The 24358-nt window shown below is 69.5% G+C and carries 15 protein-coding genes and 1 pseudogene; 6 read left to right on the top strand and 10 right to left on the bottom strand.

The window, feature by feature from the left end; translation table 11 throughout:
• Window positions 1-51: 51 nt before the first annotated feature.
• The 3 genes from PGN37_RS09705 to PGN37_RS09695 all read right to left on the bottom strand — a co-directional run bounded on the left by PGN37_RS09705 (window position 52) and on the right by PGN37_RS09695 (window position 7646).
• The gene (locus PGN37_RS09705) at window positions 52-3525 is read right to left on the bottom strand and encodes a BTAD domain-containing putative transcriptional regulator (RefSeq protein WP_335330824.1); all 3474 of its coding nucleotides are present in this window, start codon (window positions 3523-3525) and stop codon (window positions 52-54) included.
• A gap of 12 nt (window positions 3526-3537) precedes the next feature.
• Window positions 3538-6552, bottom strand: a complete 3015-nt coding sequence (locus PGN37_RS09700) for a UPF0182 family protein (RefSeq protein ID WP_335330823.1) — start codon at window positions 6550-6552, stop codon at window positions 3538-3540.
• A gap of 71 nt (window positions 6553-6623) precedes the next feature.
• Window positions 6624-7646: a YlbL family protein gene (locus PGN37_RS09695; RefSeq protein ID WP_335330822.1), complete on the bottom strand. Its 1023-nt coding sequence runs from the start codon at window positions 7644-7646 to the stop codon at window positions 6624-6626.
• Window positions 7647-7735: 89 nt separating this feature from the next.
• Here PGN37_RS09695 and PGN37_RS09690 point away from each other — a divergent pair, with 89 nt between their 5' ends.
• The 3 genes and pseudogenes from PGN37_RS09690 (at window position 7736) to PGN37_RS09680 (ending at window position 11346) form a co-directional block, all read left to right on the top strand.
• Window positions 7736-9091: a zinc-dependent metalloprotease gene (locus PGN37_RS09690; RefSeq protein ID WP_335330821.1), complete on the top strand. Its 1356-nt coding sequence runs from the start codon at window positions 7736-7738 to the stop codon at window positions 9089-9091.
• Between the two features lie 52 nt (window positions 9092-9143).
• Window positions 9144-9974 carry a TOMM precursor leader peptide-binding protein gene (locus tag PGN37_RS09685; RefSeq protein WP_335330820.1) on the top strand — a complete coding sequence of 277 codons (831 nt, stop codon included), beginning with the start codon at window positions 9144-9146 and terminating at the stop codon, window positions 9972-9974.
• Between the two features lie 33 nt (window positions 9975-10007).
• Window positions 10008-11346 (top strand): annotated as a pseudogene (locus PGN37_RS09680) (macrolide-binding ATPase MABP-1).
• Between the two features lie 16 nt (window positions 11347-11362).
• Here the strand turns inward: PGN37_RS09680 and PGN37_RS09675 are convergent.
• The 3 genes from PGN37_RS09675 to PGN37_RS09665 all read right to left on the bottom strand — a co-directional run bounded on the left by PGN37_RS09675 (window position 11363) and on the right by PGN37_RS09665 (window position 14154).
• Window positions 11363-11638, bottom strand: coding sequence for a WhiB family transcriptional regulator (locus tag PGN37_RS09675; protein ID WP_046365196.1), 276 nt, complete (start codon window positions 11636-11638; stop codon window positions 11363-11365).
• Between the two features lie 136 nt (window positions 11639-11774).
• On the bottom strand, window positions 11775-11942 hold the full coding sequence (locus PGN37_RS09670) for a hypothetical protein (protein ID WP_335330819.1): 168 nt from the start codon (window positions 11940-11942) through the stop codon (window positions 11775-11777).
• A gap of 109 nt (window positions 11943-12051) precedes the next feature.
• The gene (locus tag PGN37_RS09665) at window positions 12052-14154 is read right to left on the bottom strand and encodes an ATP-dependent DNA helicase UvrD2 (protein WP_335330818.1); all 2103 of its coding nucleotides are present in this window, start codon (window positions 14152-14154) and stop codon (window positions 12052-12054) included.
• 81 nt (window positions 14155-14235) lie between these two features.
• Here PGN37_RS09665 and PGN37_RS09660 point away from each other — a divergent pair, with 81 nt between their 5' ends.
• Window positions 14236-14490, top strand: coding sequence for a mycoredoxin (locus PGN37_RS09660; RefSeq protein ID WP_335330817.1), 255 nt, complete (start codon window positions 14236-14238; stop codon window positions 14488-14490).
• Window positions 14491-14525: 35 nt separating this feature from the next.
• On the opposite strand, the gene nudC is transcribed toward PGN37_RS09660, so the two are convergent.
• Together nudC and PGN37_RS09650 are read right to left on the bottom strand one after the other, a co-directional pair.
• Window positions 14526-15452 (bottom strand): NAD(+) diphosphatase, encoded by a 927-nt coding sequence (gene nudC / locus PGN37_RS09655; protein ID WP_335330816.1) that lies wholly within the window; start codon window positions 15450-15452, stop codon window positions 14526-14528.
• 82 nt (window positions 15453-15534) lie between these two features.
• Entirely contained in the window at window positions 15535-16629 is a 1095-nt protein-coding gene (locus tag PGN37_RS09650; RefSeq protein WP_335330815.1) for a potassium channel family protein, read from the bottom strand.
• A gap of 46 nt (window positions 16630-16675) precedes the next feature.
• On the opposite strand from PGN37_RS09650, the gene PGN37_RS09645 reads away from it, so the two are divergent.
• Complete coding sequence (locus PGN37_RS09645; protein ID WP_335330814.1) at window positions 16676-17080, top strand: DoxX family protein; 405 nt, start codon at window positions 16676-16678, stop codon at window positions 17078-17080.
• Window positions 17081-17082: 2 nt separating this feature from the next.
• Here PGN37_RS09645 and PGN37_RS09640 read toward each other — a convergent pair whose 3' ends face one another.
• The gene (locus PGN37_RS09640; RefSeq protein WP_335330813.1) at window positions 17083-20358 is read right to left on the bottom strand and encodes an ATP-dependent helicase; all 3276 of its coding nucleotides are present in this window, start codon (window positions 20356-20358) and stop codon (window positions 17083-17085) included.
• Complete coding sequence (locus PGN37_RS09635) at window positions 20355-23498, bottom strand: ATP-dependent DNA helicase (protein ID WP_335330812.1); 3144 nt, start codon at window positions 23496-23498, stop codon at window positions 20355-20357. The genes PGN37_RS09640 and PGN37_RS09635 overlap by 4 nt, the downstream gene beginning before the upstream one ends.
• Window positions 23499-23574: 76 nt before the next feature.
• On the opposite strand from PGN37_RS09635, the gene PGN37_RS09630 reads away from it, so the two are divergent.
• On the top strand, window positions 23575-24357 hold the full coding sequence (locus PGN37_RS09630) for an alpha/beta hydrolase (protein WP_335330811.1): 783 nt from the start codon (window positions 23575-23577) through the stop codon (window positions 24355-24357).
• Window position 24358 lies beyond the last annotated feature (1 nt).

The raw sequence follows: 24358 nt of genomic DNA, 5'->3' as shown, positions 1-24358 counted from the left end.
GTCAGTATCGGCGCGCTCGCTGGCCACGAGCGCGCTCGCGATGCACGCATGTCACGGCGTGTCGGTGTGCAGACCCGCGCGCTCGCCGGACAGGAGTCTCGCGGAGGTGGCGACGCCGTGCATGCCCGCGCGCTCGGCGTCGACTGCCAGGGCAGACGCCGCCGCCCCCCGCTGCGCCGACGCCGCCATCAGCTCGCATTCCAGCAGTCGGCACCGCAGCAGCGTGGGCGCTCCCCCGGTCCGCTCAGCCAGTGCACGCGCCGTGGTCAGATCCGCCCGTGCCGGGTCGACGTCACCGAGCGCGACATGGAGCCTGGCCGTGGCCAGGGCCACCGGACCGGCCAGCCCGACCTGCCCGATCACCGCGATGCGCTCCCGGTGCGGCGCCAGCTGGCCGAGAAGAGGTTCGGCGAACTCGGTTAGACCGTGGTCGGCCGCCAGGTGTGCCAGCAGTGTCTGATGGCCCAGCGTGGTCCAGATGTGGCCCCGGTCGACGGTGTCGGACCATTCGCGCAGCATCGCCAGTGCCTGCGCCCGCACGTCAGGGCTGGGGATCATCGTCAGAAGCGCGGCGCGGACTACACCCACCATGCCCTGCCCGCCGGTCTCGGTGTCGGCCCGCAGATCAGTCCAACTCGGGTCCAGCGCTTCCCCGGTCTCCCGCAGCAACGACGCCGAGGCCAGCAGTCCGCTGCCGGCCTCGTAGAGCTCGGTCTGCTCGTGCACATGCGCCGCGATGGCGTGGTGGCGCTTCGCCTCGGCGAAGTCGCCGGTCCACGTCGCCAGCACCGCCTCCATCCAGCGCAGCTGGGCGCGCAGCACCGGCAGCTGCAACTCCTCGCTACCCGCGATGCCGGCCCGCAGATGCGCCCGGGTGCCCGCAACGTCACCCAGGTACATCGACGCCATCGTCGCCACCGAGTGGGCGATCACCGCGTCTTCGCGAGAGCGACTGTGCCGCAGGCGTTCCAGCTGCTGAACCCACGTCAGGATCTGCTCGCTGAGCGTGCTCACACCGGAGTAGGTGATCAGCCGGCCGATCAGCACATCGGCCCGCACGTCGGTGTCATCGGTCTGTTCGGCCACCTGCTCGGCGCGCTGCAGCAGACTGGTCGCCACGTCCGGATCGGGGTGATAGCAGTGTCCGACGGCCAATGCCGGCAGCACCCGCGCCGTCGCCGCCGGGTCGTCACCTGCCAGCGCTGCCGCCTGCGACAGCAGACCCAGAAGCTCACCGGGGTCGCGCCCCGGCGCCAGCCACGGCCACCCACCGCTGGCCCGCAGCAGCGCACTTGCCACCCGGCCCGCCGTCGCCGCACGCCCCGCCCGCACGGCCTCACCCAGGGACCGCTGCACGCTGTCGAGCACCAACTGACCCCGACCGGCACGCGAATGTGATTCCAGCAGTTCGACAGTCAGCGCGTCACGCTCGGTGTCGTCACGCGCAGACGCAGGCAGCCGGTCGTAGGCATCCAGCGCCGCCTGCCACCACCGCGCGGCGATGTCCGAACTCCACTGCGCCGTCGCCTGCTCGGCCGCCAACCGGCACGCCCGCACGACGGCCGCCGGCTCCACCAGAGGCTGCGCGGCGATCAGATGCTGCGCCCGCCGGGTCGGCGCATCGGGTTCCACACTGTCGGCCAGGACGTCGGCGACCTTGGCGTGCAACCGTTGTCGACGCAAGGCGGGGATGCCGGCCAGCAGTTGGTCCCGCAGCAGTCCGTGGGCGAACTCATAGCCGTCGGTGGTGTGCGCCGCGACGACGATGCGCTCATCGGCCGCCTCGTCGAGATGGTCGGCGAGTGTGTCGAGATCCAGCCCGGTCGCGGCGGCGAGCACCGGGACCGCGGAGGCGTCGATCACGTCGCCGATCACCGCGGCCGTGCGCAGCACGGCCATCACGGCCGGATCGAGAGCAGCGAGCCTGCGATCGAGCACCGACCGAACGGCCCGGGGTATCTCGTTGGCCGCCCGCTCGTCCCGCGGCAACCGCGCGTACTCGGACACGAAGAAGGGGTTGCCACCCGTGCGGGCGGCGAGTTCGGCGGCCTCGGCGGCCGTGACGGGATCCTCGGCCACCACATTGGCCAGCGCCGCGACGTCTTCCGACGACAATGCGGGAACCGCGATGTGGCGGTTGTCCTCACCGCGCGCCACCGTGCTCAGCAGGCGCGCCACCTCCGCGGCGTGCTCCCCGTCGCGCACCGTCAACACGACCAGCACGCGTCGATCGCGCAGCGCGCTCGCGATGTAGGCCAGGCAGCTCGCCGACGCAGTGTCGGCCCACTGTACGTCGTCGACCACCACGGTCAACGGTCGCTGCGCATCTTCGAGAAGCGATTGAACCCGTTCGTAGACAAGGAATCTCGCAGTGTCCGGATCGGCATGCGGAGGCACTCTCAGCGCGTCGTCCGGGTCGGCGCCCAGAGCGCGCACCAGTTGACGCATCGGCCACCACGGCGGAGTGGCCCGCTCGTCGGGGCAGTTCACCCACACCACATCACCACCACCGGCCGCGGCCATCGCGCCGACCTCTTCGGCCAACCGGGTCTTGCCGATCCCCGGCGGCCCCGAGAGCACCAGCCACCGCGTCGCGCCCGCGGACACCCGGGCCAGCACCTCGCCCACCCGCGACAGTTCCCGGCGCCGACCCACCAGCGGCGACCTGGCCGGCACCTCGGCGGCGGGCACGACATCGTGACTGGCCGCAGCCGGCACCGGAATCGTCGTGGCACCGGTCCATTCCGCCTGCCGCGGCCAGCCCGCCAATTCCGGAGCCTGACGCAACACCGCGGTCTGCAGCTCCCGCAGCTCGCGTCCCGGCTCCAATCCCAGCTCGTCGTCGAGGCGCTGGGCGTGGCGCGCATAGGTGTCCAGCGCGTCCGCGGTCCGCCCGGCCCGGTACAGCGCGAGCATCTGCAGCCGGCATCCGCGATCGGCGAACGGGTCCAGTGTCCGCAGTGCTGCCGACTCGGTCACCGCCGCCGCCACCTTGCCGAGGGCGAGTAGCGCGACCACCTTGTTCGCGACGCATTCGATCCGCAGTTCGGCGAACCGTGCCGCCTCGTCGCGCAGCCACGGCGCGTCGGCCATGTCGTGGAGCAGGGTGCCGCGGATCAGTCCCAGTGCGGTGTCAGCGGCACCGGCCGCCGTCTCCCAGTCCTCTGTCTCGATCGCGGCACCGGCCCGGTGGCAGGCACCCGTGAACACCGCGAGGTCGACGCTGTTCGGATCGACGTCGAGGACATACCCGGGTGGACGACGCACGATCGGTGAGGCCATCTGCGTCTCCGCCGACCCGCCACGCAGGGCGCGCCGCAGGTTCGACACATAGGCCTGCAGGCTCGCCGTGGCGCTGGCCGGGACGTCGTCGCCCCACACCGCGTCGACGAGACGGTCGACCGAGACGACCCGTCCCGCAGCCAGTGCCAGCATCGCCAGGACCACCCGCTGCTTGGGCGGACCGATGTCCACCGGGGTGTTCCCGTCGGCCACCTCGAGGGGGCCGAGCAACCGATACTGCACCGGCCCAGGGTGTTACGAGGCCGACTTGTATTCGCTCACCGCGTCGTCGAGGCGTTGCAGTGCCTCGCCGTACCGTGCGAAATCACCACTGCGTTGCGCCTCTTGGAGCGCGTCCAACGCGGTGTTGACCTGCTCCAGCGCAGCCGATTTCGCCGCGGAGAGCTGCGTCGGACCGGTGGGCGGCACCGCCACCGGGACCTCCGGCCGGTTCTGCGGAGTCTGGCCCTGCTGATTCGGCGGCGCCGCGGCCGGCGGCTGACCCGTCTGCGGACGCGACTGTGGTTGCGCCGCAGGGCTGTCCGCCGTCGGCGCCGGACCCGTCGCAGTGGCGTCGGCACCCGGACCGAACAGATCGGTCAGAGCGTCACGCACCGTCGGGCCGTAACCGATCTTGTCGTTGTACATCATCGCCACGCGAATCAGACGCGGGTAAGACGACGCTGCATCGCTGGCACCCGGCGAGGCGTACACCGGTGCCACGTACAGCAATCCACCCTGCCCCAACGGCAGCGTCAGAAGATTGCCCCACCTGATGCGGTTCTGGTTGTCGCGGCCGATGACACCGAGATCCTGGCTGACCGCGGTATCGGTGCTGATCGCGTTGAACGCCAGCTTCGGGCCGTTCACCTGACCCGGGATCGTCAACACCGTGATCTTGCCGTAGGTGTCGGGATCGGAACTGGCGCTGATGTAGGCCGCGAGGAAGTCACGCCGGAACCGGTTCATCGCACTCGTCAACTGGAACGATGTCGAGTTGTTGTTCTCGGCAAGGTTTTTCGCGACGATGTAGTACGGCGGCTGATAGCTGCTCGCGGTCGGGTTCGGGTCCAGCGGCACATCCCAGAAGTCCGACGTCGAGAAGAACGTCACCGGATCGTCGACGTGGTACTTGGCGAGCAGTGCCCGCTGCACCTTGAACAGATCCTCGGGGTAGCGCAGGTGCTGCTGCAGCTCCGGGCTGATCTCGCTCTTGGGCTTGATCGTGCCCGGGAACACCTTCTCCCACGCCTGCAGCACCGGATCGGATTCGTCCTGCGCGTACAGCGTGACCGTGCCGTCGTACGCGTCGACGGTGGCCTTGACTGAGTTGCGGATGTACGACACCTGCTGATCGGGCTGCAACCGGTTCAGCGCGACCTCGTTGGAGTCGGTGGTCGCCGACGACAGGGACATCAACTCCGAGTACGGGTAGTTGTCCAACGTGGTGTAGCCGTCGACGATCCACACCATGCGCTTGTTGACGATCGCCGGGTAGGTCGTGGTGTCGGTGGTCAGCCATGGCGCGACGGCCTTGACGCGGTCGGACGGATCACGCTTGAACAGGATCTTGCTGTTGTTGTTGATGACGTTGGAGAACAGGAAGTTTCGTTCGGCGAACTTCGCCGCGAACACGCTGCGGTTGAACCAGTTCCCCAACGGCACACCGCCGGCACCGGTGTAGGTGTAGTTGCGGGTGTCGGTGTTGGTCTCGTAGTCGTACTCGCGGTCGGCACCGTTCTTGCCGACGATCGCGTAGTCGTCCGCGGCGCTGGCGATCACCGGGCCGAAATAGATCCGCGGCTGATCCAGCGGCGCCGGTCCGGGCGAGATGACCTCACCGTTGGCACCGACCACGCTGGCGAGGAACTCCGGGTAGCCGCCGTTCTGGTTGGGGTCGTTCGCCACGCCGCGCACGGTGTTGGCGGGCGAGGCGATGAACCCGTTGCCGTGGGTGAACACGGTGTGCCGGTTGATCCAGTCACGCTGGTTGTCGATCAACCGGTCCGGATTGAGCTCACGCGCGGCCACCACGTAATCCCGCAGATTGCCGTCGGCATCGGGATAGCGGTCCATGTTGAGCTGATCGGAGAAGAAGTAGAAGTTCTTGCCCTGCTGGAACTGCGTGAACGCCGGCGCGACGATGTTGGGATCCAGCACGCGGATGTTCGAGGTGGTGGCCCGGTCGGCAGCCACCTGCTGCGCGGTGGCAGGCGCATTGCCCGGGTAGTCCCGATAGGTGACCGTGTTCTCTTCCAGGCCGTACGCCTGGCGGGTGGCCGCGATGCTGCGGCCGATGTATTCGCTTTCCTTCTGGGCGGCGTTGGGGCGCACGCTGATCTGCTCGACCACCAGCGGCCAGCCCGCGCCCACGATCAGAGACGACAGCAGCAGCAGTACGACACCGATCGCCGGGATGCGCAGATCCCGCAGAACGATCGCGGAGAACACGGCGGCGGCGCAGATGACCGCGATCGCCATCAGGATCAACTTGGCGGGCAGCACCGCGTTGATGTCGGTGTAGCCGGCGCCGGTGAACGGCTTACCGCCGCGGGTGTGGCTGAGCAGCTCGTACCGGTCGAACCAGTAGGCCACCGCCTTGAGGAGCATCAGGACGCCGATCAGCGTGATCAGCTGGATGCGCGCCGCCCGCGACAGTGCGCCGGTGCGGCCCGACAGCCGGATTCCGCCGAACAGGTAGTGGCCCAACAGGTTCGCGATGAACGCCAGGAACGTCGCGACGAACAGATAGGACAGCACCAGCCGGTAGAACGGAAGGTCGAACGCGTAGAAGCCGAGGTCGATACCGAACTGCGGGTCGGCGATCCCGAAGTCGCCGCCGTGCAGGAACAGCTGCACCTGCTCCCAGTAGCTCTGCGCGACGAAGCCCGACAGCAGACCGATGAACGCGGGCACCCCGAGCCCGATGAGACGCAGGCGCGACATCACCGCGGTGCGGTACCGCGCGATCGGGTCGTTGGGGCCGGCCGTCGGCACGAACACCGGACGGGTCCGATAGGCCAGCGCGAGCGCCGCGAACACGACCGCGCCGATCAGCAGCCCGACCACGAGGAAGATGAGGAGACGGGTGACGATCTGGGTGGTGAACACCGACCGGTAGCCGAGTTCGCCGAACCAGAGCCAGTCGACGTAGGCGTCGACCAACCGGGGCCCGATCAGCAACAGCAGGACCACCACCAGCGAGATGGCGATCAGAATCCTGCTTCGCCGCGTCAGCTTCGGCATTCTCGCGGCCGGCCGCATAGTCACTCGACTACTCCACTCTCGGGTGTTCTCAGTGTTTGTCCAGTCACTCTACTGATCGAGATCGCCGACCTGACTCAGCAGCGAGGAGGTTCGCCACCAGCCGAAAGCGTCCGCAGCCCGTCGATGGCATGGGTGAGGGTGTCGACCTTGATCAGCTCGATGCCCTTCTCGTCGGCCGAGGTCGCCTCGTCGCAGTTGTCGGCGGGCACCAGGAACACCGATGCGCCGGCATCCTTGGCCGCCACGATCTTGTGGGTGATCCCGCCGATCGGGCCGACCTCGCCGTCCCCGGTGATCGTTCCGGTGCCGGCCACGAACTTCCCGTCGTTGAGGTCGCCCGTCGTCAACTTGTCGACCACGGCCAGGCTGAACATCAAGCCCGCCGACGGCCCACCGATGTTGGCCAGGTTGAAGTCGATGCTGAACGGGGCCCACGGCGCGTCGAGCACATTGACCCCGAGGACTCCGTGCGGACGGTCCGGGCGCGACCCCAGGGTGATCTCGGCGATGCCGGCAGGCTCGTTCTTGCGCCGGTAGTCGACGACGACCTTCTGGCCGGGCTTGGTCGCCTGCACGATCTTGCTGAACTCGTCGAGGTTGGCCACCGGGGTGTTGTTCACCGCGTCGATCGCATCGCCGGCCTGCAGCTTGCCCTTCGACGGCCCCTTCTCGTCGATGCTCTGCACGGTGATCGCCATCGGGTACTTCAGGTAGGACAGCGCGGCGTACTCGGCGCTGTCCTCGGAGTTACGGAAGTCGGTGGTGTTCGCCTCGTCGATCTCCTCGCGCGACTTGTCGGGCGGGTAGACGAGTTCGCGCGGAATCAGCTGATCGCGGCCCGACGCCCAGAAGATCAACGCCTGCCCCAGCGTCAGCCCGTCCATCTGCGAGACCGTGGTCATGTTGAGGTGCCCGCTGGTGGGCTTGACGTCGGTGCCCTCGATGTCGACGACTTCCTTGCCATCCACCTCACCGAGCGTGTTGAACGTCGGCCCGGGCCCGAGCGCGACGTAGGGCACCGTCACCGTCGTCGCGAGCACACCGAACGCGATGATCGGCACGAGCGCCACGATCAGGGTGGCAATCCGCCTGTTCACGCCGTTCACAGTAGAGGCCAGGTGCAGGTTCACTCTCAGCGTGACCCGCGTGCGCCCATCGACGCGCCGCGATGAGTACCGTTGGGGGCATGCCTGACCTGCCTTTCGGCTTCTCCTCCGGGGACGATCCTGAGCGCGATGACCGCAAGAAGGACCCCGGCTCGGGCTCGGGTTCCAACAGCGGCCCCGGCGATCCGTTCGGCGGCGCGTTCCCCGGCGGCCAATTCGACATGTCGCAGCTCGGGCAGATTTTCTCCCAGCTCGGCGAGATGTTCAGCGGCACCGCGAAGTCCGGTGGCGGCCCGGTGAATTACGACCTCGCCCGCCAGCTCGCGTCGAACTCGATCGGCTTCGTCGCGCCCGTCTCCGAGCAGACCACCTCGGCGCTGAGCGACGCGGTGCGGCTCGCCGAGACCTGGCTCGACGGCGTCACGCCGCTGCCGGCCGGCACCACCCGGACGGTGGCCTGGACGGCGACCGACTGGATCGACAACACGATCCCGACGTGGAAACGGTTGTGCGATCCCGTCGCCCAGCAGCTCTCGACGGTGTGGGCGCAGGCCCTGCCGGAAGAAGCCCAGGCGATGGCCGGCCCACTGATGGCGATGATGTCGCAGATGAGCGGCATGGCCTTCGGCTCCCAGCTGGGCCAGGCGCTGGGCACCCTGTCGAAAGAGGTGCTGACCTCCACCGACATCGGCCTGCCGCTCGGCCCCGCCGGCGTCGCGGCGTTGATGCCCGAAGCGATCGAGGCGCTGGCCGAGGGCCTGGAGCAGCCACGCAGCGAGGTCGTCACGTTCCTGGCCGCGCGCGAAGCCGCGCACCACCGGCTGTTCAGCCACGTGCCGTGGCTCTCGCCGCAGCTCCTCAACGCCGTCGAGGCGTTCGCCAAGGGCACCAAGATCGACATGAGCGGTATCGAAGAGTTCGCCCGCGACTTCAACCCGGCGTCGCTGACCGACCCGTCGCAGATGGAGCAGCTGCTCAACCAGGGCATCTTCGAACCCAAGGCCACGCCGGAGCAGACCGCCGCGCTGGAACGGCTCGAGACGACGCTCGCCCTGGTCGAGGGATGGGTGCAGACGGTGGTGTCCAACGCCCTCGGTGATCGCATCCCCGGCACGGTGGCGCTGTCGGAGATGTTGCGCCGGCGCCGCGCCAGCGGCGGCCCGGCTGAGCAGACGTTCGCGACGCTGGTCGGCCTCGAGCTGCGGCCCCGCAAGATGCGGGAAGCGGCCGCGCTGTGGGAGAAGCTGACCGACGCCGTCGGTGCCGACGCGCGCGACGGCGTGTGGGCGCACCCGGATCTGCTCCCCGACTCGTCCGATCTCGACGAGCCTGCGGCCTTCATCGACCGCGTGATCGGCGGCGACACCAGCGATCTCGACAGCGCGATCGAAGCCGCACTTCGCGAAGGCGATCAGGACCCACCGCGCGACGCCTGAGGGCCTGTGGATAACTACGCTCGGCGGGTGAGCGACGTGTCACTGTCGTCGCATGACGCGCTACGCCCTGAACTCGGCCACCCCCGTGCTGTCCCGCCCGGACGGCACCGTGCAGGTCGGCTGGGATCCGCGTCGCGCCGTCGTCGTGCACCCGCCGCCCGGCCTGGCCGCCGGCGTCCTCGCTGACCTCCTGCGCGCCCTGCAAGCCGCAGCAACCCTGCCCGAACTGCAGGTACTGGCCGCCGGACGCGGCACCGACGCCACCGTCGTCACCGACCTGATCACGCACCTCGTCGACTCCGGGGTCCTGACCGCAGCACCACCGCCCCCCAACCGCTCGGCGTCGGTCCGCGTCCACGGCGACGGACCACTGTCGGACCTGATCGCCTCCACACTGGCCGGCTCCGGCATCCGCGTCAGCTCCAGCAGCAGGCCCTACGCCTCGCCCGCCGGCGCCGACCTCGCCGTGCTGACCGACTACCTGGTGGCCGACCCACGCGTGGCACGAGAGCTGCACGAGGCCGGTGTCCCCCACCTCGCCGTCCGCGTCCGCGACGGCACCGGCCTCGTCGGCCCCCTCGTCATCCCCGGCGCCACCAGCTGCCTGCGCTGCGCTGACCTGCACCGCAGCGACAAAGATCCCGCCTGGGCAGCCGTCGCCACACAACTGACACGCACCGTCGGCACCGCCGACCGGGCCACCGTTCTGGCCACCGCGGGGCTGGCGCTGCGCGAGATCACCCACATCCTGCGCGTCGTCCACGCCGACGGCGGACCCACCGCAGCGCCGCCGGCGACCGTCGACACCACACTCGAATTCGACCTGAACAGCGGCACCGTCACCGCGCGCCGATGGTCCCGGCACCCCGACTGCTCGTGTTGAGCGGCACTAACCGGTTGGAAGTTCAGCTCGGTCGTGGATGATGGACTGGTGAGCGACATCAAGCGCGGGGCGCGCGGCGCGCAACGCCAAGCTGGCCACGTTGCCGGTGGGTATGGCCGGGCGTGCAGCGCTGGGCTTCGGCAAACGGTTGACCGGCAAGTCCAGGGACGAAGTCAACGCCGAGCTGATGGATAAGGCCGCACAGCAATTGTTCACTGTGCTGGGCGAACTCAAGGGCGGCGCGATGAAAGTCGGCCAGGCCCTGTCGGTGATGGAAGCCGCCATCCCCGAGCAGTACGGCAAGCCCTACCGCGAGGCGTTGACCAAGCTGCAGCGCGAGGCTCCGCCGCTACCCGCAGCAAAGGTGCACCGGGTGCTCGACCAGCAGCTGGGCACCAAGTGGCGGGACCGCTTCCAATCCTTCGACGACAAGTCGGTGGCCTCGGCCAGCATCGGCCAGGTGCACAAGGCGGTCTGGGGTGACGGGCGCGAGGTCGCCGTCAAGATCCAGTACCCGGGCGCCGACGAGGCGCTGCGCGCCGACCTGAAAACCATGCAGCGGATGGTGGGTGTGCTCAAACAGCTCAGCCCCGGCGCCGATGTGCAGGGCGTCGTCGACGAGCTGATCGAACGCACCGAGATGGAGTTGGACTACCGGCTCGAAGCCGACAACCAGCGCGCCTTCGCCAAGGCCTACGCCGGCGATCCGCACTTCGTCGTCCCCAACGTGGTGGCCAGCGCCCCCAAAGTCGTGATCCAGGAATGGATCGAAGGCATCCCGCTGTCGCAGATCATCCGCGAGGGCACCCAGGAGCAGCGGAATCTGATGGCCACCAGGCTTTTCGAGTTCTGCAACGACGCACCGACGCGGCTGGAAATGGTGCACGGCGACGCCCACCCCGGCAATTTCATGCTCATGCCCGACGAGAAGATGGGCGTCATCGACTTCGGCGCGGTCGCCCCGATGCCGGGCGGTTGGCCGGTGGAGCTGGGTCAGATCATGCGGTACGCGCTGGACAAGAACTACGAGAAACTGCTGCCCACGATGGAGAAGGCCGGCTTCATCCAGAAGGGCCAGCAGGTGTCCACCCGCGAGATCGACGACATGCTCAAGCAGTACGTCGAGCCGCTGGAAGTGCCCGAGTTCCACTACAGCCGAAAGTGGTTGCAGCGCATGACCGCCCTGGAACTCGACAAGGCCGCCGGGCAGATCAAGGCAGCTCGGCAGATGGACATCCCGCCGAAGCTCGCCATCCCCATGCGCGTCATCGCCTCCATCGTGGCGATCTCCTGCCAGCTCGACGCGCACGTGCCGACCCGCGCCATCGCCGAGCGCACGGTGCCCGGCTTCGCCGACCCCGACGCGGTGTAGCGCCGGGGTCGGACGATCAGGCCGCCACGGGTTGTTTGGCGTCCTTGCGCGGGCGGCCGCGTGGCCGTTTGCGGGCGATGACGGTGCCGCGTTCGAAGATCTCGCCGCCCCACACACCCCACGGCTCTTGCCGTTCCAGCGCTGCAGTCAGGCACTCCCGCCGGAATGGGCAGTCTCCGCACAGCGCCTTGGCGCGTTCGAGATCGCGCGGGTCCTCGGCGAACCACAGGTCGGGGTCCTCGACATGACACGGCACCGCCAGCTTCGATCTCTCACATGTCAGGGAAGACATGTCCGGTCCTTTCGCTTCCTGGTCGTTTTCGTCTTGTCTTGTGCTCGCTCGGGGATCGGTGACCAGGTCTGTCAAAAGACGAAGGCCACGGATCCGGTGTCGGGTCCGTGGCCTTGGGGGGCGGTCGAGGCTTTACCTAATGAAAGCCCCTCACGGACGCGGCAGCCGTGCCGGCGGCGGCGCGGCGCTTAGGCGCGGCGGCAGCGGTGGCGGCGACAGCAGCGGGTGCGGAATGCACCTCGGCAATGGCGCGCGGGAACCACGGGGTGCCGGCTACGGCGTAGAACATGTGATTGCTGATCATGATGACGGCACCCTCCTTTCGCACGCGGACGTTCGTGTGTTGCTCTGAGGTTAGACGGTAGCAGGAAAAACTCTCAACACATTTTTGACCAGCGCTTTTGGCGCGATCTTTACGTTTTCTGGCGCTCTTTGACCAGCGTGAGCACGTCGGCGCCGTACTGCTCCAGCTTGCGGGCACCGATCCCCGGGATCGCCACGAGAGCAGCGTCGTCGGTCGGGAGCGACTCGGCGATGGCGATCAGCGTGTTGTCGGTGAACACCACGAACGCCGGCACGCTCATCTCCTTCGAAATACGCAACCGCCAGTCCTTGAGCTGCGCGAGCAACTGTTCGTCGATGTCGGATGGGCAGGATTCGCAGCGGCGGAGCATGATCGCCGCCGAGGCGGTCAACGGGGTGTTGCACACCCGACAGCGCGGCGCGGGACCGCGAGGTTTACGCGGCCGACTGGGGCCGTCGTCTCGCTGCGGCTGCGGGGCGACCCCGTTGAGGAAGCGCGACGGTTTGCGCCCCTGCCGCCCGCCGGGCGTGCGCGCCAGCGCCCAGCTCAACGCCAAATGCACACGCGCCCTGGTGATTCCGACATAGAAGAGACGACGCTCCTCCTCGACCGGCTCACTGTCGGGGCCGTGTGACAGCGCGTGGGAGATCGGCAGCGTGCCGTCGGCCAGACCGACGAGGAACACGGCGTCCCACTCGAGGCCTTTGGCGGCGTGCAGCGACGCGAGCGTGACGCCCTGCACCACCGGTGGATGGCGCGAGTCGGCACGCTGCCGCAGCTCCGTCAGCAGCGTGCGCAGGTCGAGCTGCGGGCGTTGCGCGACCTCGTCGTCGACCAGATCAGCCAAGGCGGACAACGCTTCCCAACGATCCCGCGCACGTGTACCCGCCGGCGGCTCCGCCGTCAGACCCAGCGGTTCGAGGGTCGCGCGCACCAGGTCGGGTAGTGGACCGTCGACGTCGCGCTCGCCGGCCCGCTGTAAGGCCACGAGCGCCTGACGGACCTCCTGGCGACTGAAGAAGCCCTCGCCGCCGCGCACCTGGAACGGCACACCGGCCTCGGTGAGCGCCTCCTCGTAGACCTCCGACTGGGCGTTGATCCGGTAGAGCACCGCGATCTCGGCCGGCGACGTGCCGGACTCGACCAGCCGCTTGACGCTGCGCGCCACCGCCGTGGCCTCGGCGACCTCGTCGGGATGCTCGGTGAAGGTGGGGTTCGGGCCGGGTGGACGCTGACCGACCAGATGCAGCCGGCTGCCCGCCATCCGGCCACGGGCCGCGGCGATGACCCGGTTGGCCAAGGAGACCACCTGCGGCGTCGACCGGTAGTCGCGCTCCAGCCGGACAACGGTCGCCTCGGGGAAGCGCCGCGAGAAATCCAGCAGGTAGCGGGGTGAGGCGCCGGTGAACGAGTAGATGGTCTGGTTGGCGTCGCCGACGACGGTCAGATCGTCACGATTGCCGAGCCATGCATCGAGCACCCGCTGCTGCAGCGGCGTCACGTCCTGGTATTCGTCGACGACGAAGCAGCGGTAGCGATCGCGGAATTCCTGGGCGACCGCTGCGTCGTTCTCGATGGCGGCCGCGGTGTGCAGCAGCAGGTCGTCGAAGTCGAGCAGCATCAGGTCGTTACCGCGGGCCTTGAGTGACTCGTAGCCGGCGTAGGCGGCGGCCACCTTCGCGGCGTCGAACGGGATGTCGCGCCCGGACCGCGCGACCGTCGCCGCATAGTCCTCAGGACTGATCAACGACGCCTTGGCCCACTCGATCTCGCCTGCCAGGTCCCGCACGTTGTCGGTGCCGGTGGGCAGCCCGGTGCGATTGGCGGCCTGGGCGACGACGGCGAACTTCGAGTCCATCAGCTGCCAGTCGGTGCTCCCGACGACGCGGGGCCAGAAGTAGGCGAGCTGACGGCGCGCGGCGGCATGGAAGGTCTGCGCCTGCACGCCGCCGGTCCCGGTTCCGTCGTCCAGCGTGCGCAACCTGGCCCGCATCTCCCCCGCTGCACGCTGGGTGAACGTCACGGCCAGCACCTGCCCGGGGGCGACGTGCCCGGCCGTCACCAGGTGCGCGATGCGCCGGGTGATGGTGCGGGTCTTGCCGGTGCCCGCGCCGGCGAGCACGCACACCGGCCCCCGCGGCGCGAGCACCGCCTCGCGCTGCTCCTCGTCGAGATCCTCGAGCAGCTGGTCGCGCGAAGCCGTCGGGGACATGGCGACCATCATGTCAGCGCGGCCCGACAAACGCGGGCTGCGCCGGGGCATGTTCGACGGGTCGGCTACGTTGAAGGCCTTATGAGCGCTGACGACACTGCTGCTGTGACCATGTACACGACGTCGTGGTGCGGGTACTGCGTGCGCCTGAAGAAGGTGCTGAAGAACGAAGGCATTTCGTTCACCGAGGTCAACATCGAAGAGGACCCGGCCGCGGCGGAGTTCGTCGGATCGGTCAACAACGGCAACCACGTGGTGCCGACGCTGAGGTTCGCCGATGGTTCGACCCTGACCAACCCGAGCGGGGCGCAGGTCAAGGCGAAGCTCGCCGTCTGACTCAGTACAGCGCCGGGGTCAGTCGATCGCCGGGGTCAGTCGAGCGCAGCCCAGGATTCGATGATCTCCCGGGCGATCGAGATGGAGCCCGGCAGCAGCAGCCGCGAAGTGCTCTGCGAACTCCAGTCCCCCTGATCCAGCGCCTCGCGGATCTCGGCGCGGGTGAACCAGTCCGCCTCGGCGATCTCACCGTCGTTGAACGCAAACGGCTGCTCGGGATCTGCCTGCGCGTGGAAGCCGACCATCAGCGAGCGCGGGAACGGCCACGGCTGAGAGCCGAGATATTCGACGTTGGTCACCGTGAGACCGACCTCCTCGGCGATCTCGCGGACCACACACGATTCGAACGACTCGCCGGCCTCGACGAAGCCGGCGAGGATCGAGAACAGCCGCGGCGGCCACACGGTCTGGCGCGCCAGCACCGCACGGTCGTGTCCGTCGTGCACCAGGCAGATCACCGCCGGGTCGATGCGGGGGAATTCTTCCTGGCCGGTCACGGTGTTGACTCGCGACCAGCCCGCCTTGGTGGCTTTGGTGGGTGCGCCGTCGACAGGACTGAACCGTGCGCTGTCATGCCAGTTCAGCAGCGCGGTCGCGGTCGCGGTCAGCTGGGCACTGACGTCGTCGAACACGTCGCCGGTGCGGCGCAGGTCGAGCACATGGACGTCGGCGTCCGGGTCGTCAGGGGGCTGCAGTTCGGAGCGCACCGCCCACACGTGGCGGCCGTCGTCGAGCCTGCCGAGGAACACGGCGTCCTCGGGCGGTGCGTCGGCGACATCGGCGGCGCGGTTCAGGACGGCCTTGCCGTCGGCGATCAACACCTGGTTGCGCCGATCCACTCGTAGGAGCAGCGCGTCGGCCCAGCCGGCGATCGCCGCGTCGACGTCGGTGCGCAGTGTGTCGGCACGGTCGGCGCCCACCCGGGACAGCAGCGGGATGTTGCGCAGTCGGAAGCTCGTCACCAGGTCCCCAACTCGACGTAATGGCGTGCTTGCCTCGCAAGTTCCCGCCCGAACGTCGGTTTGGGCGTATGTGGGGTGCGGGTCATCGTTCGGCGTCCGCGGAGCGGATGTAGAGCAGCCGATCGCCGAGTTCGAGCGCGTCGACCTCCGGATCGTCCACGCGGATCAGCGTGCCGCCCCGCACCACACCGAGCACGATGTCGGACTGGTGCCGCGGCGAACCGCCCGCCTCCTTGGGCGTCACCTCCCGCTCGGCGATCGCGAACCCTTCGTCGGGAGTCAGCAGGTCCTCCATCACCTCGACGACGCTGGGCGTCTGCACCGCGATGCCGAGCAACCGGCCCGCCGTCTCGGAGGTGACCACGGTGGAGTCGGCCCCCGACTGCTTGAGCAGATGCTGGTTCTCCGCCTCGCGGACCGCGGCGATGATCTTGGCGCCCGGCGCCAATTCGCGGGCGGTCAGCGTGACGAGGACCGCGGTGTCGTCACGATTGGTGGCCACGATGATCGACTTGGCGTGCTGGGCGCTGGCCAGCCGCAGCACCTCGGAATCGGTGGCGGAGCCGCGAACCGTGACCAGGCCTGCGCTCTTGGCCCGTTCCAGCGCGGCGGGGTCCTCGTCCACGACGACGATGTCGGCGGGCGCGACCTCGTCGCCGACCATCGCCGCGGCGGCGGTACGGCCCTTGGTGCCGTAGCCGACGATGATGATGTGGTTGCGCACTCTGCTCCTCCAGCGCTGGATTTGGTAGACCTGGCGCGACTGCGTGGTGAGGGTCTCGACGGTGGTGCCGATCAGCACGATCAGGAACGCGATACGCAGCGGGGTGATCACCAGGACGTTGACCAGCCGCGCCGAGGGCGTCACCGGGGTGATGTCGCCGTAGCCGGTGGTCGAGAGCGAGACCGTGGCGTAGTAGACGCAATCCAGGAACGTCAGCGGGTCGTTGGGGTTGGGCGCACTCTCGACATCGCGATAGCCGTGGCGATCCAGGTAGACGATGAAGACCGCGGCGAAGAGCGCGGTGAGCGCGTAGATGACCCGGACGGTGATCCGCCGAGCCGGGCTGACCAGCGTGGTGGGGATCTGTACGCGGTCGGTCAGCGCGTGCACCGGCTGATCGGCCAGCGACTGGTCGAACCGGCGGAGGCGCCGGCGCAGCGAGCCCTCAGCCACGGGGGCCAGTCACGATATGAGGCTGTCGCACCAGCACAATGTAATCATGACCTCCTCTCCCGCTGCAGTGCAGCAGCTCGCGTCGTCATCACGCGGTACGAAAATGGGCATCTGGCTGATCGGCATGGGAGTTCTGCACTTCCTCGCCCCGAAGCCGTTCGATTCGATCGTCCCCGAGGAACTGCCCGGCACGCAGCGGTTCTACACGTTGGCCTCCGGCGTCGCCGAGGTCGGTGTGGGTGCCCTCTTGGTGACGCCCTCGACTCGCCGATTCGGCGCCCTGAGCGCGATCGCGCTGTTCATCGGCGTCCTGCCCGGCAATGTCAACATGTGCCGGTTGTGGTTCAAGGATCCGAGCAAGTCCCTGCCGATGCGCCTGGTCTCCATCGCACGGTTGCCGCTGCAGATACCGATGATCACCCAGGCGCTCAAGGTCTACCGGGAAAGCTGACGTCAGGCCGCGTCGGTGCCGGCCGGACCCGCGGGTTCGGCGGGATCGGCGAGCAGCGCCGCGAGTTCGTCGACGTCCGGCCACTCCTGCGGCGTGATCGTCCGTCCTGACCGGACGTAGTGGAACGCCGCACGCACCGAGGACAGCGGACGGCCGTGCAGCCGGGCCCACGCCAGCCGGTAGACGGCGAGCTGAATTGCGTTGTGTTGCAACTCTTCCTGCGTCGAAGGCGGGTCACCGGTCTTCCAGTCGAGCACGGTGACCCCGCCGTCGTCGTCGGCGAAGACCGCGTCGATGCGGCCGCGCACCACCCGGCCGCCCAGCATCATGTCGAACGGGACCTCGACGTCGATCGGTGTGCGCGCCGCCCATTCCGACACCGCGAACGCGGACTGCAGATCTTCGAGCTCGCCGCGGTCGTGCCGGCCGGCGTCGACCGCACCGGGCAGATCGTCGAGATCGAACAGCTTCTCGGCTTGGTAGTAGCGCTGCACCCATTCGTGGAACACGGTGCCCAGCAAGGCATGCGCGGCCGGTGGGCGAGGTAGGCGCCGGTGAAGGCGGCGCGCCGCGGCCTCAGGGTCACGACCCAGGTCGACCATGGCGCTGACCGACACCTGCACGGGCAGCGGTGGAACCCCGGCCTGGTCGGCGCGTTCCCGCTCGGCCAGCAGCGCGTCGACATCGGCGATCCAGCCGTGCGCGTCGTCGACGGCCGCCGCCACCTCTCCGGCCATGGCCGCGGTCACCAGCGCTGCACCCTGATGCACGCCGGTGCGCCGGCCCGCCAGCGGGTCATGCGGCCACATCGCCTCGACCACGCGGCCGCGCAGTGGGTTGGGTTCGCCGTCGGCGGGCGCATCGGCCCACACGTCGACCTCACCGCACGGTGTCCCCGCCGCCTCCGCCGCATCGATCGCATCCTTGAGTTCGGTGAGGAACGTCGACGGTCCGCGGGGCTTGGACTCCGTGGCGCCCCAGTGATGACCCGACACCAGCAGGGTGTGCTCGGCGCGGGTGAGCGCGACGTACAGCAGCCGCCGCTCCTCGTCGGCGCGCCGTTGGTCCAGGCTCCGCTTGTGATCAGAAATGGTGTCGGACAGCGACTTTCGATCGTTGACCCGCGATGTGTCCAGAACGGGTACGCCGAGCGCGGACACCGCGGCACAGTCACCGCGCAGCAGCGGAGGCAGGTCCGCGGCATCGGTGAGCCACGTCCGCGGTGACGCCGTCGACGGAAACACCCGACCGGACAGATGCGGCACCGCCACGATCTGCCATTCGAGACCCTTGGCCGCGTGCACGGTCAAGATCTGTACGCGGTCCGCGGCGACGGTGACCTCGGCGGGCGCTAGGCCGTTCTCGACCTGCTCGGCAGCGTCGAGATAAGCCAGCAACCCCGACACCGTTGCGCCGGAACGAGTGGCGAAGTCGGCGACGACGTCGGCGAAGGTGTCGAGATGTTCGGTACCCGACCATCCGGCCGACACCGGGCGGGCGGCCCTGGCCTCGGCATCCACGCCGAGCATCCGGCGGACCTCGGCGACGAGATCGGTGAGCGCGCCGTCGAGATGAGCGCGTAGCGCCGTGAGTTCGCGGCCCAGTTCGACGATGCGGGCCAAGCCGTCTGCCGAATAGGCCGCCGCGGGACCCGGATCGCAGACGGCGTCGGCAAGGCACGCCGCATCCGCCTCCGGGCCGAGTTGCGACAGGACCTGCTCGGCGCTGCCGCGCTCGGCCGCCGGTGCGTCGTCGAGCGCGACGGCGCGACGCCAGAGCGCCACCAGATCGGCGGCACCAAGGCGCCACCGCGGGCCGGTGAGCACCCGCACCGCCGCGGCTCCCGCCATCGGATCGGCGGCGAGCCGCAGCATCGCCACGACGTCGGCGACCTCGGGCACCGCCAGCAGCCCCGCCACCCCCACCACCTCCGCGGCGATGCCCTGACGCGCCAGGGCATCGGCGATCGGCGCCGCATCGGCGTTGCGCCGCACCAACACTGCGGCCGTCGGCGCGGCACCCGTTGCTGCGGTTGCCGCGCGGTAGGCGTCGGCGACCTGCCCGGCGACCCACTCCCGCTCGGCCTCGACGTCGGAGAGCAGCGCACACCGTACGTGTCCCGGTGCGGCGTCGGGGCGGGACAACAGCGGGCGCACCGACACCGAGCGCTGCCGCGCCTCGGTGGACACCTCGTTGGCCAGGTGCAGCACCTCGGGAGGGTTGCGCCAGCTCGTGCGCAACTCCAGCGTAGGAGCCGGCGTGCCGTCGCTCAACGGGAAATCGGTGGTGAACCGCGGCAGGTTGGTGGCTGACGCACCGCGCCAGCCGTAGATCGACTGGATGGGATCGCCGACCGCCGTCAGCGCCAGGCCGTCATCGACACCGTTGCCGAACAACGACGTCAGCGCCACGCGTTGCGCGTGGCCGGTGTCCTGGTACTCGTCGAGCAGCACGACGCGATAGCGCTGCCGCAGCTGTTCGCCGACCTGAGGGAACTGCGAGGCCAACCGGGCTGCCGCGCTCATCTGGGTGCCGAAGTCCACGACGCGCTCCTCGCGCATCCGTTGATGCAGTGCGTCGATCAGCGGCACCAGCGCGCTGCGCTCTGTCTGGGTGGCGAGCATCCGCAGCAACCACTGGCTCGGCCCGCGATCGCGTTGGTAGGGGCCCGCCGGCAGGGTGTGTACCAGCTGCTCGAGTTCGACATGGGTGTCGCGCAGCGATGCGGTGTCCACCAGATGTTCGGAGAGTTGACCGGCCAGGCGCAGCACCATCGCGGTGATCGACGCCGGAGACTTCTCGGTGTCCAGGGGTCCCGGATACTCGCACACCACGCGGAAAGCCAGCTGCCACAACTCTGTTTCCCCGAGCAGTCGAACGTCGGGCTCGACGGGGAGCAGCAGCCCGTGCTCACGCAGCAGCGTGCCGGCGAAGGCATGGTAGGTGCTCACGGTCACCGGATCGTCGACGAGTCCGGTGGCGTCCGGCAGTGCCAGCCCGGCGCCGGCGAGGCGTGCCAGTCGCGTCCGCACGCGGCGCAGCAGCTGCCCGGCCGCCTTACGGGTGAAAGTGAGGCCCAGGACCTCGCCGGGGGTGGCGAAACCGTTGGCCACCAGCCACACCACCCGCGCGGCCATCGTCTCGGTTTTGCCCGCCCCGGCGCCGGCGATCACGACCAGCGGACCGGGCGGGGCGCAGATGACGGCGGCCTGCTCGTCGGTGGGCGCGAAAAGACCGAGAGCGTCGGACAATTCGGCAGGACTGTAACGCGGGTTCATCGATCCTCATTCGTGCTCTGGCGGGCCGGGCACATCGCCGCCACCGGGCAGTGCGCACAACCGTCGTTGATCCGGGCGACGAACCGCGGCCCCTGTGTCGCCGCGGCGGCCTCACTCACCTGGGCGCGCCACTGCGCGTGACCTTCTGGTGTCAGCGCGTCCTGTTCCCGCTCGGTCGCGCTGCCGCCGCTGGTCTTCCCGAGGTACACCAGCCGCCCGCCGCCGGGCTCGGCGGTTTCGGCCAGCAGGCCTTCGGCGACCGCCAACTGGTACATGGCCAGCTGCGCGTGCGCCTGGGCATCGTCTTTGGTGGCCGGGCTCTTGCCGGTCTTGATGTCGACCACGACGAGCCGGCCCTCGCTGTCGCGTTCGAGGCGGTCCAGACGACCACGGATGCGGACCGCGGGCTGATCGTCGGCGGCGGCCACCACCTCACCGTCGACGGCGATCTCGGTGCCGACCTCGGTGAAGCGGTTGCGCGTGTCGGCACGCCAGCGGGTGAACGTGCTGAGCATCTCCTGATGGCGCTCGAACTCGTTGTCCGCATGCCACTGCGCGTCGAACGGCAGCGCAGCCCAGATCCGGCGGAGCTCGGTGTGCAGATGGGACTCGGAGACGGCGGGATCGGCCACCAGGGCATGCACCAGCGAGCCCAGCGCCGAGCGCACGTCCCTCGCGGAGCTGCCGCCGTGACGTTCCAACAACCACCGCAGCGGACAGTCCAACAGCATCTGAACCGTCGAGGGCGACAGCGTGACGGCGTCGCCGGCACCGTCCCAGAGCGGCGCCTCGGTGGAGACCGCACGCTGGCCGTACCAGGACTGCGGGGCCGCCCCGTGCACGCCAGCTTCGGCAAGGCGAGCCAATTGAGTTGCGGCACAGAGCCGATGATCATCGGTGACATCTTGCGGCGACGCGCACACCACTGACCGCAGGCGCCCCACCACGGCGTTGGCGGCGAGTACCCGCGGGGCGCGTACCGGCCCTTCCGATTCGGTGCACTCGTCGGTGGCCACCGCGGCGAGCTCATTGCAGAACGGCGACGGCAGCAGTGCGGCGTCGCCGGTGTCGCTGTCGACAGCGGTGACGAGAAGCCGGCGGCGTGCGCGGCCCACCGCGGCGATGAGCAGACGCCGCTCCTGCGCCAGCAGAGGTGCCCGTCCCGACAGCGTGCGATCGGCAGGATCGGCCACGCCGTCGAGAACATCGACGAGCTGTTGGGTCGCCAGAATCCCGCCGCGCGCAGACACGTTCGGCCACAGGCCTTCCTGGAGACCGGCGACGACGACGACATCCCACTCGCGGCCCAGCGCCTCGTGTGCACTGACCACCGCGACCGCGTTTGTCGCCGGTCGCTGGTCGGAGCGGGCCGGCGGCAGCGTCAACCCGGCGACGTGATCGACGAGACCGCGCAGGGACGCGCCGGCGGTGCGCTCCACGTACTGCTCGGCGACGTCGAACAGCGCGGTCATCGCATCCAGATCGCGGTCGGCCTGTTCACCCACCGGGCCGCCCCGCTCGGTCGCAGCCAGCCAGCGGCGCTGCAGGCCGCTGCGATTCCACGCCTGCCACAACGTATGTCGCGGATCGTCGCTGCGCCGGATGCTGTCACGCGCGGCATTGAGCACGGTACGCACCCGTCGCAGCGCGCGGTCGAGCTCGCCGGGCACGCTGCCGTCGGATCGGCCGGCACCGCCACGACCGCCCACAGCTGCGACCAGGAGCTCGCCGACATCAGCGGTGGGGTCGGCGGCGCGGCGGCGCAATGCGCGACGCAACTGCCGCAGCGACACCGGGTCGACCCGGCCGATCGGCCCGGTCACCAGAGCCAGCGCGCGCTCGGCGGTCAGTCCGTCGACCGTTGCCTCCAGGACGGTCATCAGCGCTCGCACGGCTGGCACCGCGATCAGTGGCGCGTCGCTCTGCAGGCCGTCCACCGGAACGCCGGCAGCGGTCAGTGCCCGCGACAGCGAGGGCCCGGTCCTGGGCACCGAGCGGACGATCACCGCCATGTCGGACCACGGCACCCCGTCGACCAGATGGGCACGCCGCAAGGTGTCGGCGATCACCGCGCATTCGGCGTGCGGGCTCGCGGCGATGCGCACGGCCACCGACCCTGCCGGATCCGTGCCCGTCAGTGCCTGGGTGCTGTCGACGCCGGGCAGCCGGCGCGTGAGCGCCTCGACCGCCTGCGCCACGGGCGCCGAGCACCGGTGCGACTGCGTCAGCGTGATCGCCGGACCCTCCCCGCGGAGCAGCCCGGGATCGGCGCCGCGATAGCCGAACACCGTCTGATTCGGATCGCCGGCGATCACGCAGAGCTCCGCGCCGGACGCCAGGACCTGCACCAGCCGCGCGGCCTGCGGGTCGAGGTGTTGCGCATCGTCGACGAGAAGCAGCTTCACGCGGGCCCGTTCGGCAGCCAGCAGGTCGGCGTCAGCAGCCAACGCTTCCAGCGCGGCGCCCACGAGCTCGGCAGCCCCCAGCGCAGGCACCGTGGCCTGCGGAGCGGCCATACCGACCGCGGCGCGCAGCAGCATGATCTGCTCGTAAGCCTGCGCGAACCGGCCGGCCGCCTGCCATTCGGGGCGCTGCGCGCGCCGTCCGAGACGTTGCAGCGCAACCGGATCGACGCCGCGCTCGTTGCACCGTGCCATCAGATCCCGCAGCTCGTTGGCGAACCCGACCGTCGCCAATGCGGGCCGCAGCCGCTCGGGCCAGCGCACCGGCGAGGCGTCGCCGTCCTCGAGGTCACCGGCGAGCAACTCGCGGATGATGCCGTCCTGCTCGGCTCCGGTGATCAGCCGCGGTGGTGCGCCTCCGGAGCGCTGGGCAGCCAGCCGGAGCACCGCGAATGCGTAGGAATGCACGGTGCGCACCAGCGGCTCACGGACAACGGTCTGGTCCCCCGCGGCCAGGACCTTGGCGGTGATCGTCGCGCGCGCCTGGGCACTGAGCCGCGACGAGCCCGTGAGCAGCAGAACAGATTCCACGTCGCGGCCCGCCGCCAGGTGCGCCGCCGCGGTCTCGACGAGCGCCGTCGACTTCCCAGTGCCGGGGCCGCCGAGCAATCGGACCGTGCCCCGCACGCCGGGACGGGTCAGTGCCTCGAGCGTCATCTCGGTGTGCGGCGCAGACATGGACGCACTACATCACGAGGGTCTGACAAGCGGCCCGAACTGGTGCGCCGACCGGCATCGATGGCAGCATCGTGGGGTGACCGACCTGTTGTGCACCTACCGATTCGGACCGGCCTCACCCGCCCGGGTCCTGGCGATCCACGGCCTCACCGGCCACGGCAAGCGGTGGGAGACGCTGTTCGATCGCCACCTTCCCGAGGTGCCGGCGCTCGCACCCGATCTCCTCGGGCACGGCCGCTCGTCATGGGATGCGCCGTGGTCGATCGAGGCGAACGTGAGTGCGCTCGCGGCGCTCCTCGACCGTGAGGGCGGTGAACCGGTGGTGGTGACGGGCCACTCGTTCGGCGGTGCGATGGCGCTGAATCTCGCTGCGGCACGGCCTGACCTGGTGTCCAGCCTGGTACTGCTCGATCCCGCGGTGGCCCTCGACGGACGCTGGATGCGCGAGGTCGCCGACGACATGTACGCCTCACCCGACTACACCGACCGCGCCGAGGCCCGCGACGAGAAGACGGGCGGCTCGTGGGGTGAGGTCGAGCAGGCCGAACTCGACCGGGAACTCGACGAGCACCTGGTGGATCTGCCGAACGGCCGAGTGGGCTGGCGGATCAGCATCCCCGCGATGCTCTCCTATTGGAGTGAGCTGACCCGGCCGGTGCCGATCCCGCGCGACGGCACCCCCACGACGCTGGTGCGTGCGCTGCGCACCGAGCCGCCGTACGCCACCGACGAGTTGGTCGCGGCCCTCGATGCCGGTCTCGGACCGAATCTGACTGTGCTGGAATGGGATTGCGACCACATGGTGCCGCTTGCCAAACCCGCGGAGACGGCCGCGCTGATCGCAGACCTGCTGGGCTGAC

This window comes from Mycobacterium kyogaense (assembly GCF_036946525.1).
GTDB classification, from domain to species: Bacteria; Actinomycetota; Actinomycetes; order Mycobacteriales; family Mycobacteriaceae; genus Mycobacterium; species Mycobacterium kyogaense_A.
The sequence above is the reverse complement of the archived record's forward strand: the minus strand, read 5'-3'. Positions and strand labels throughout refer to the sequence as shown.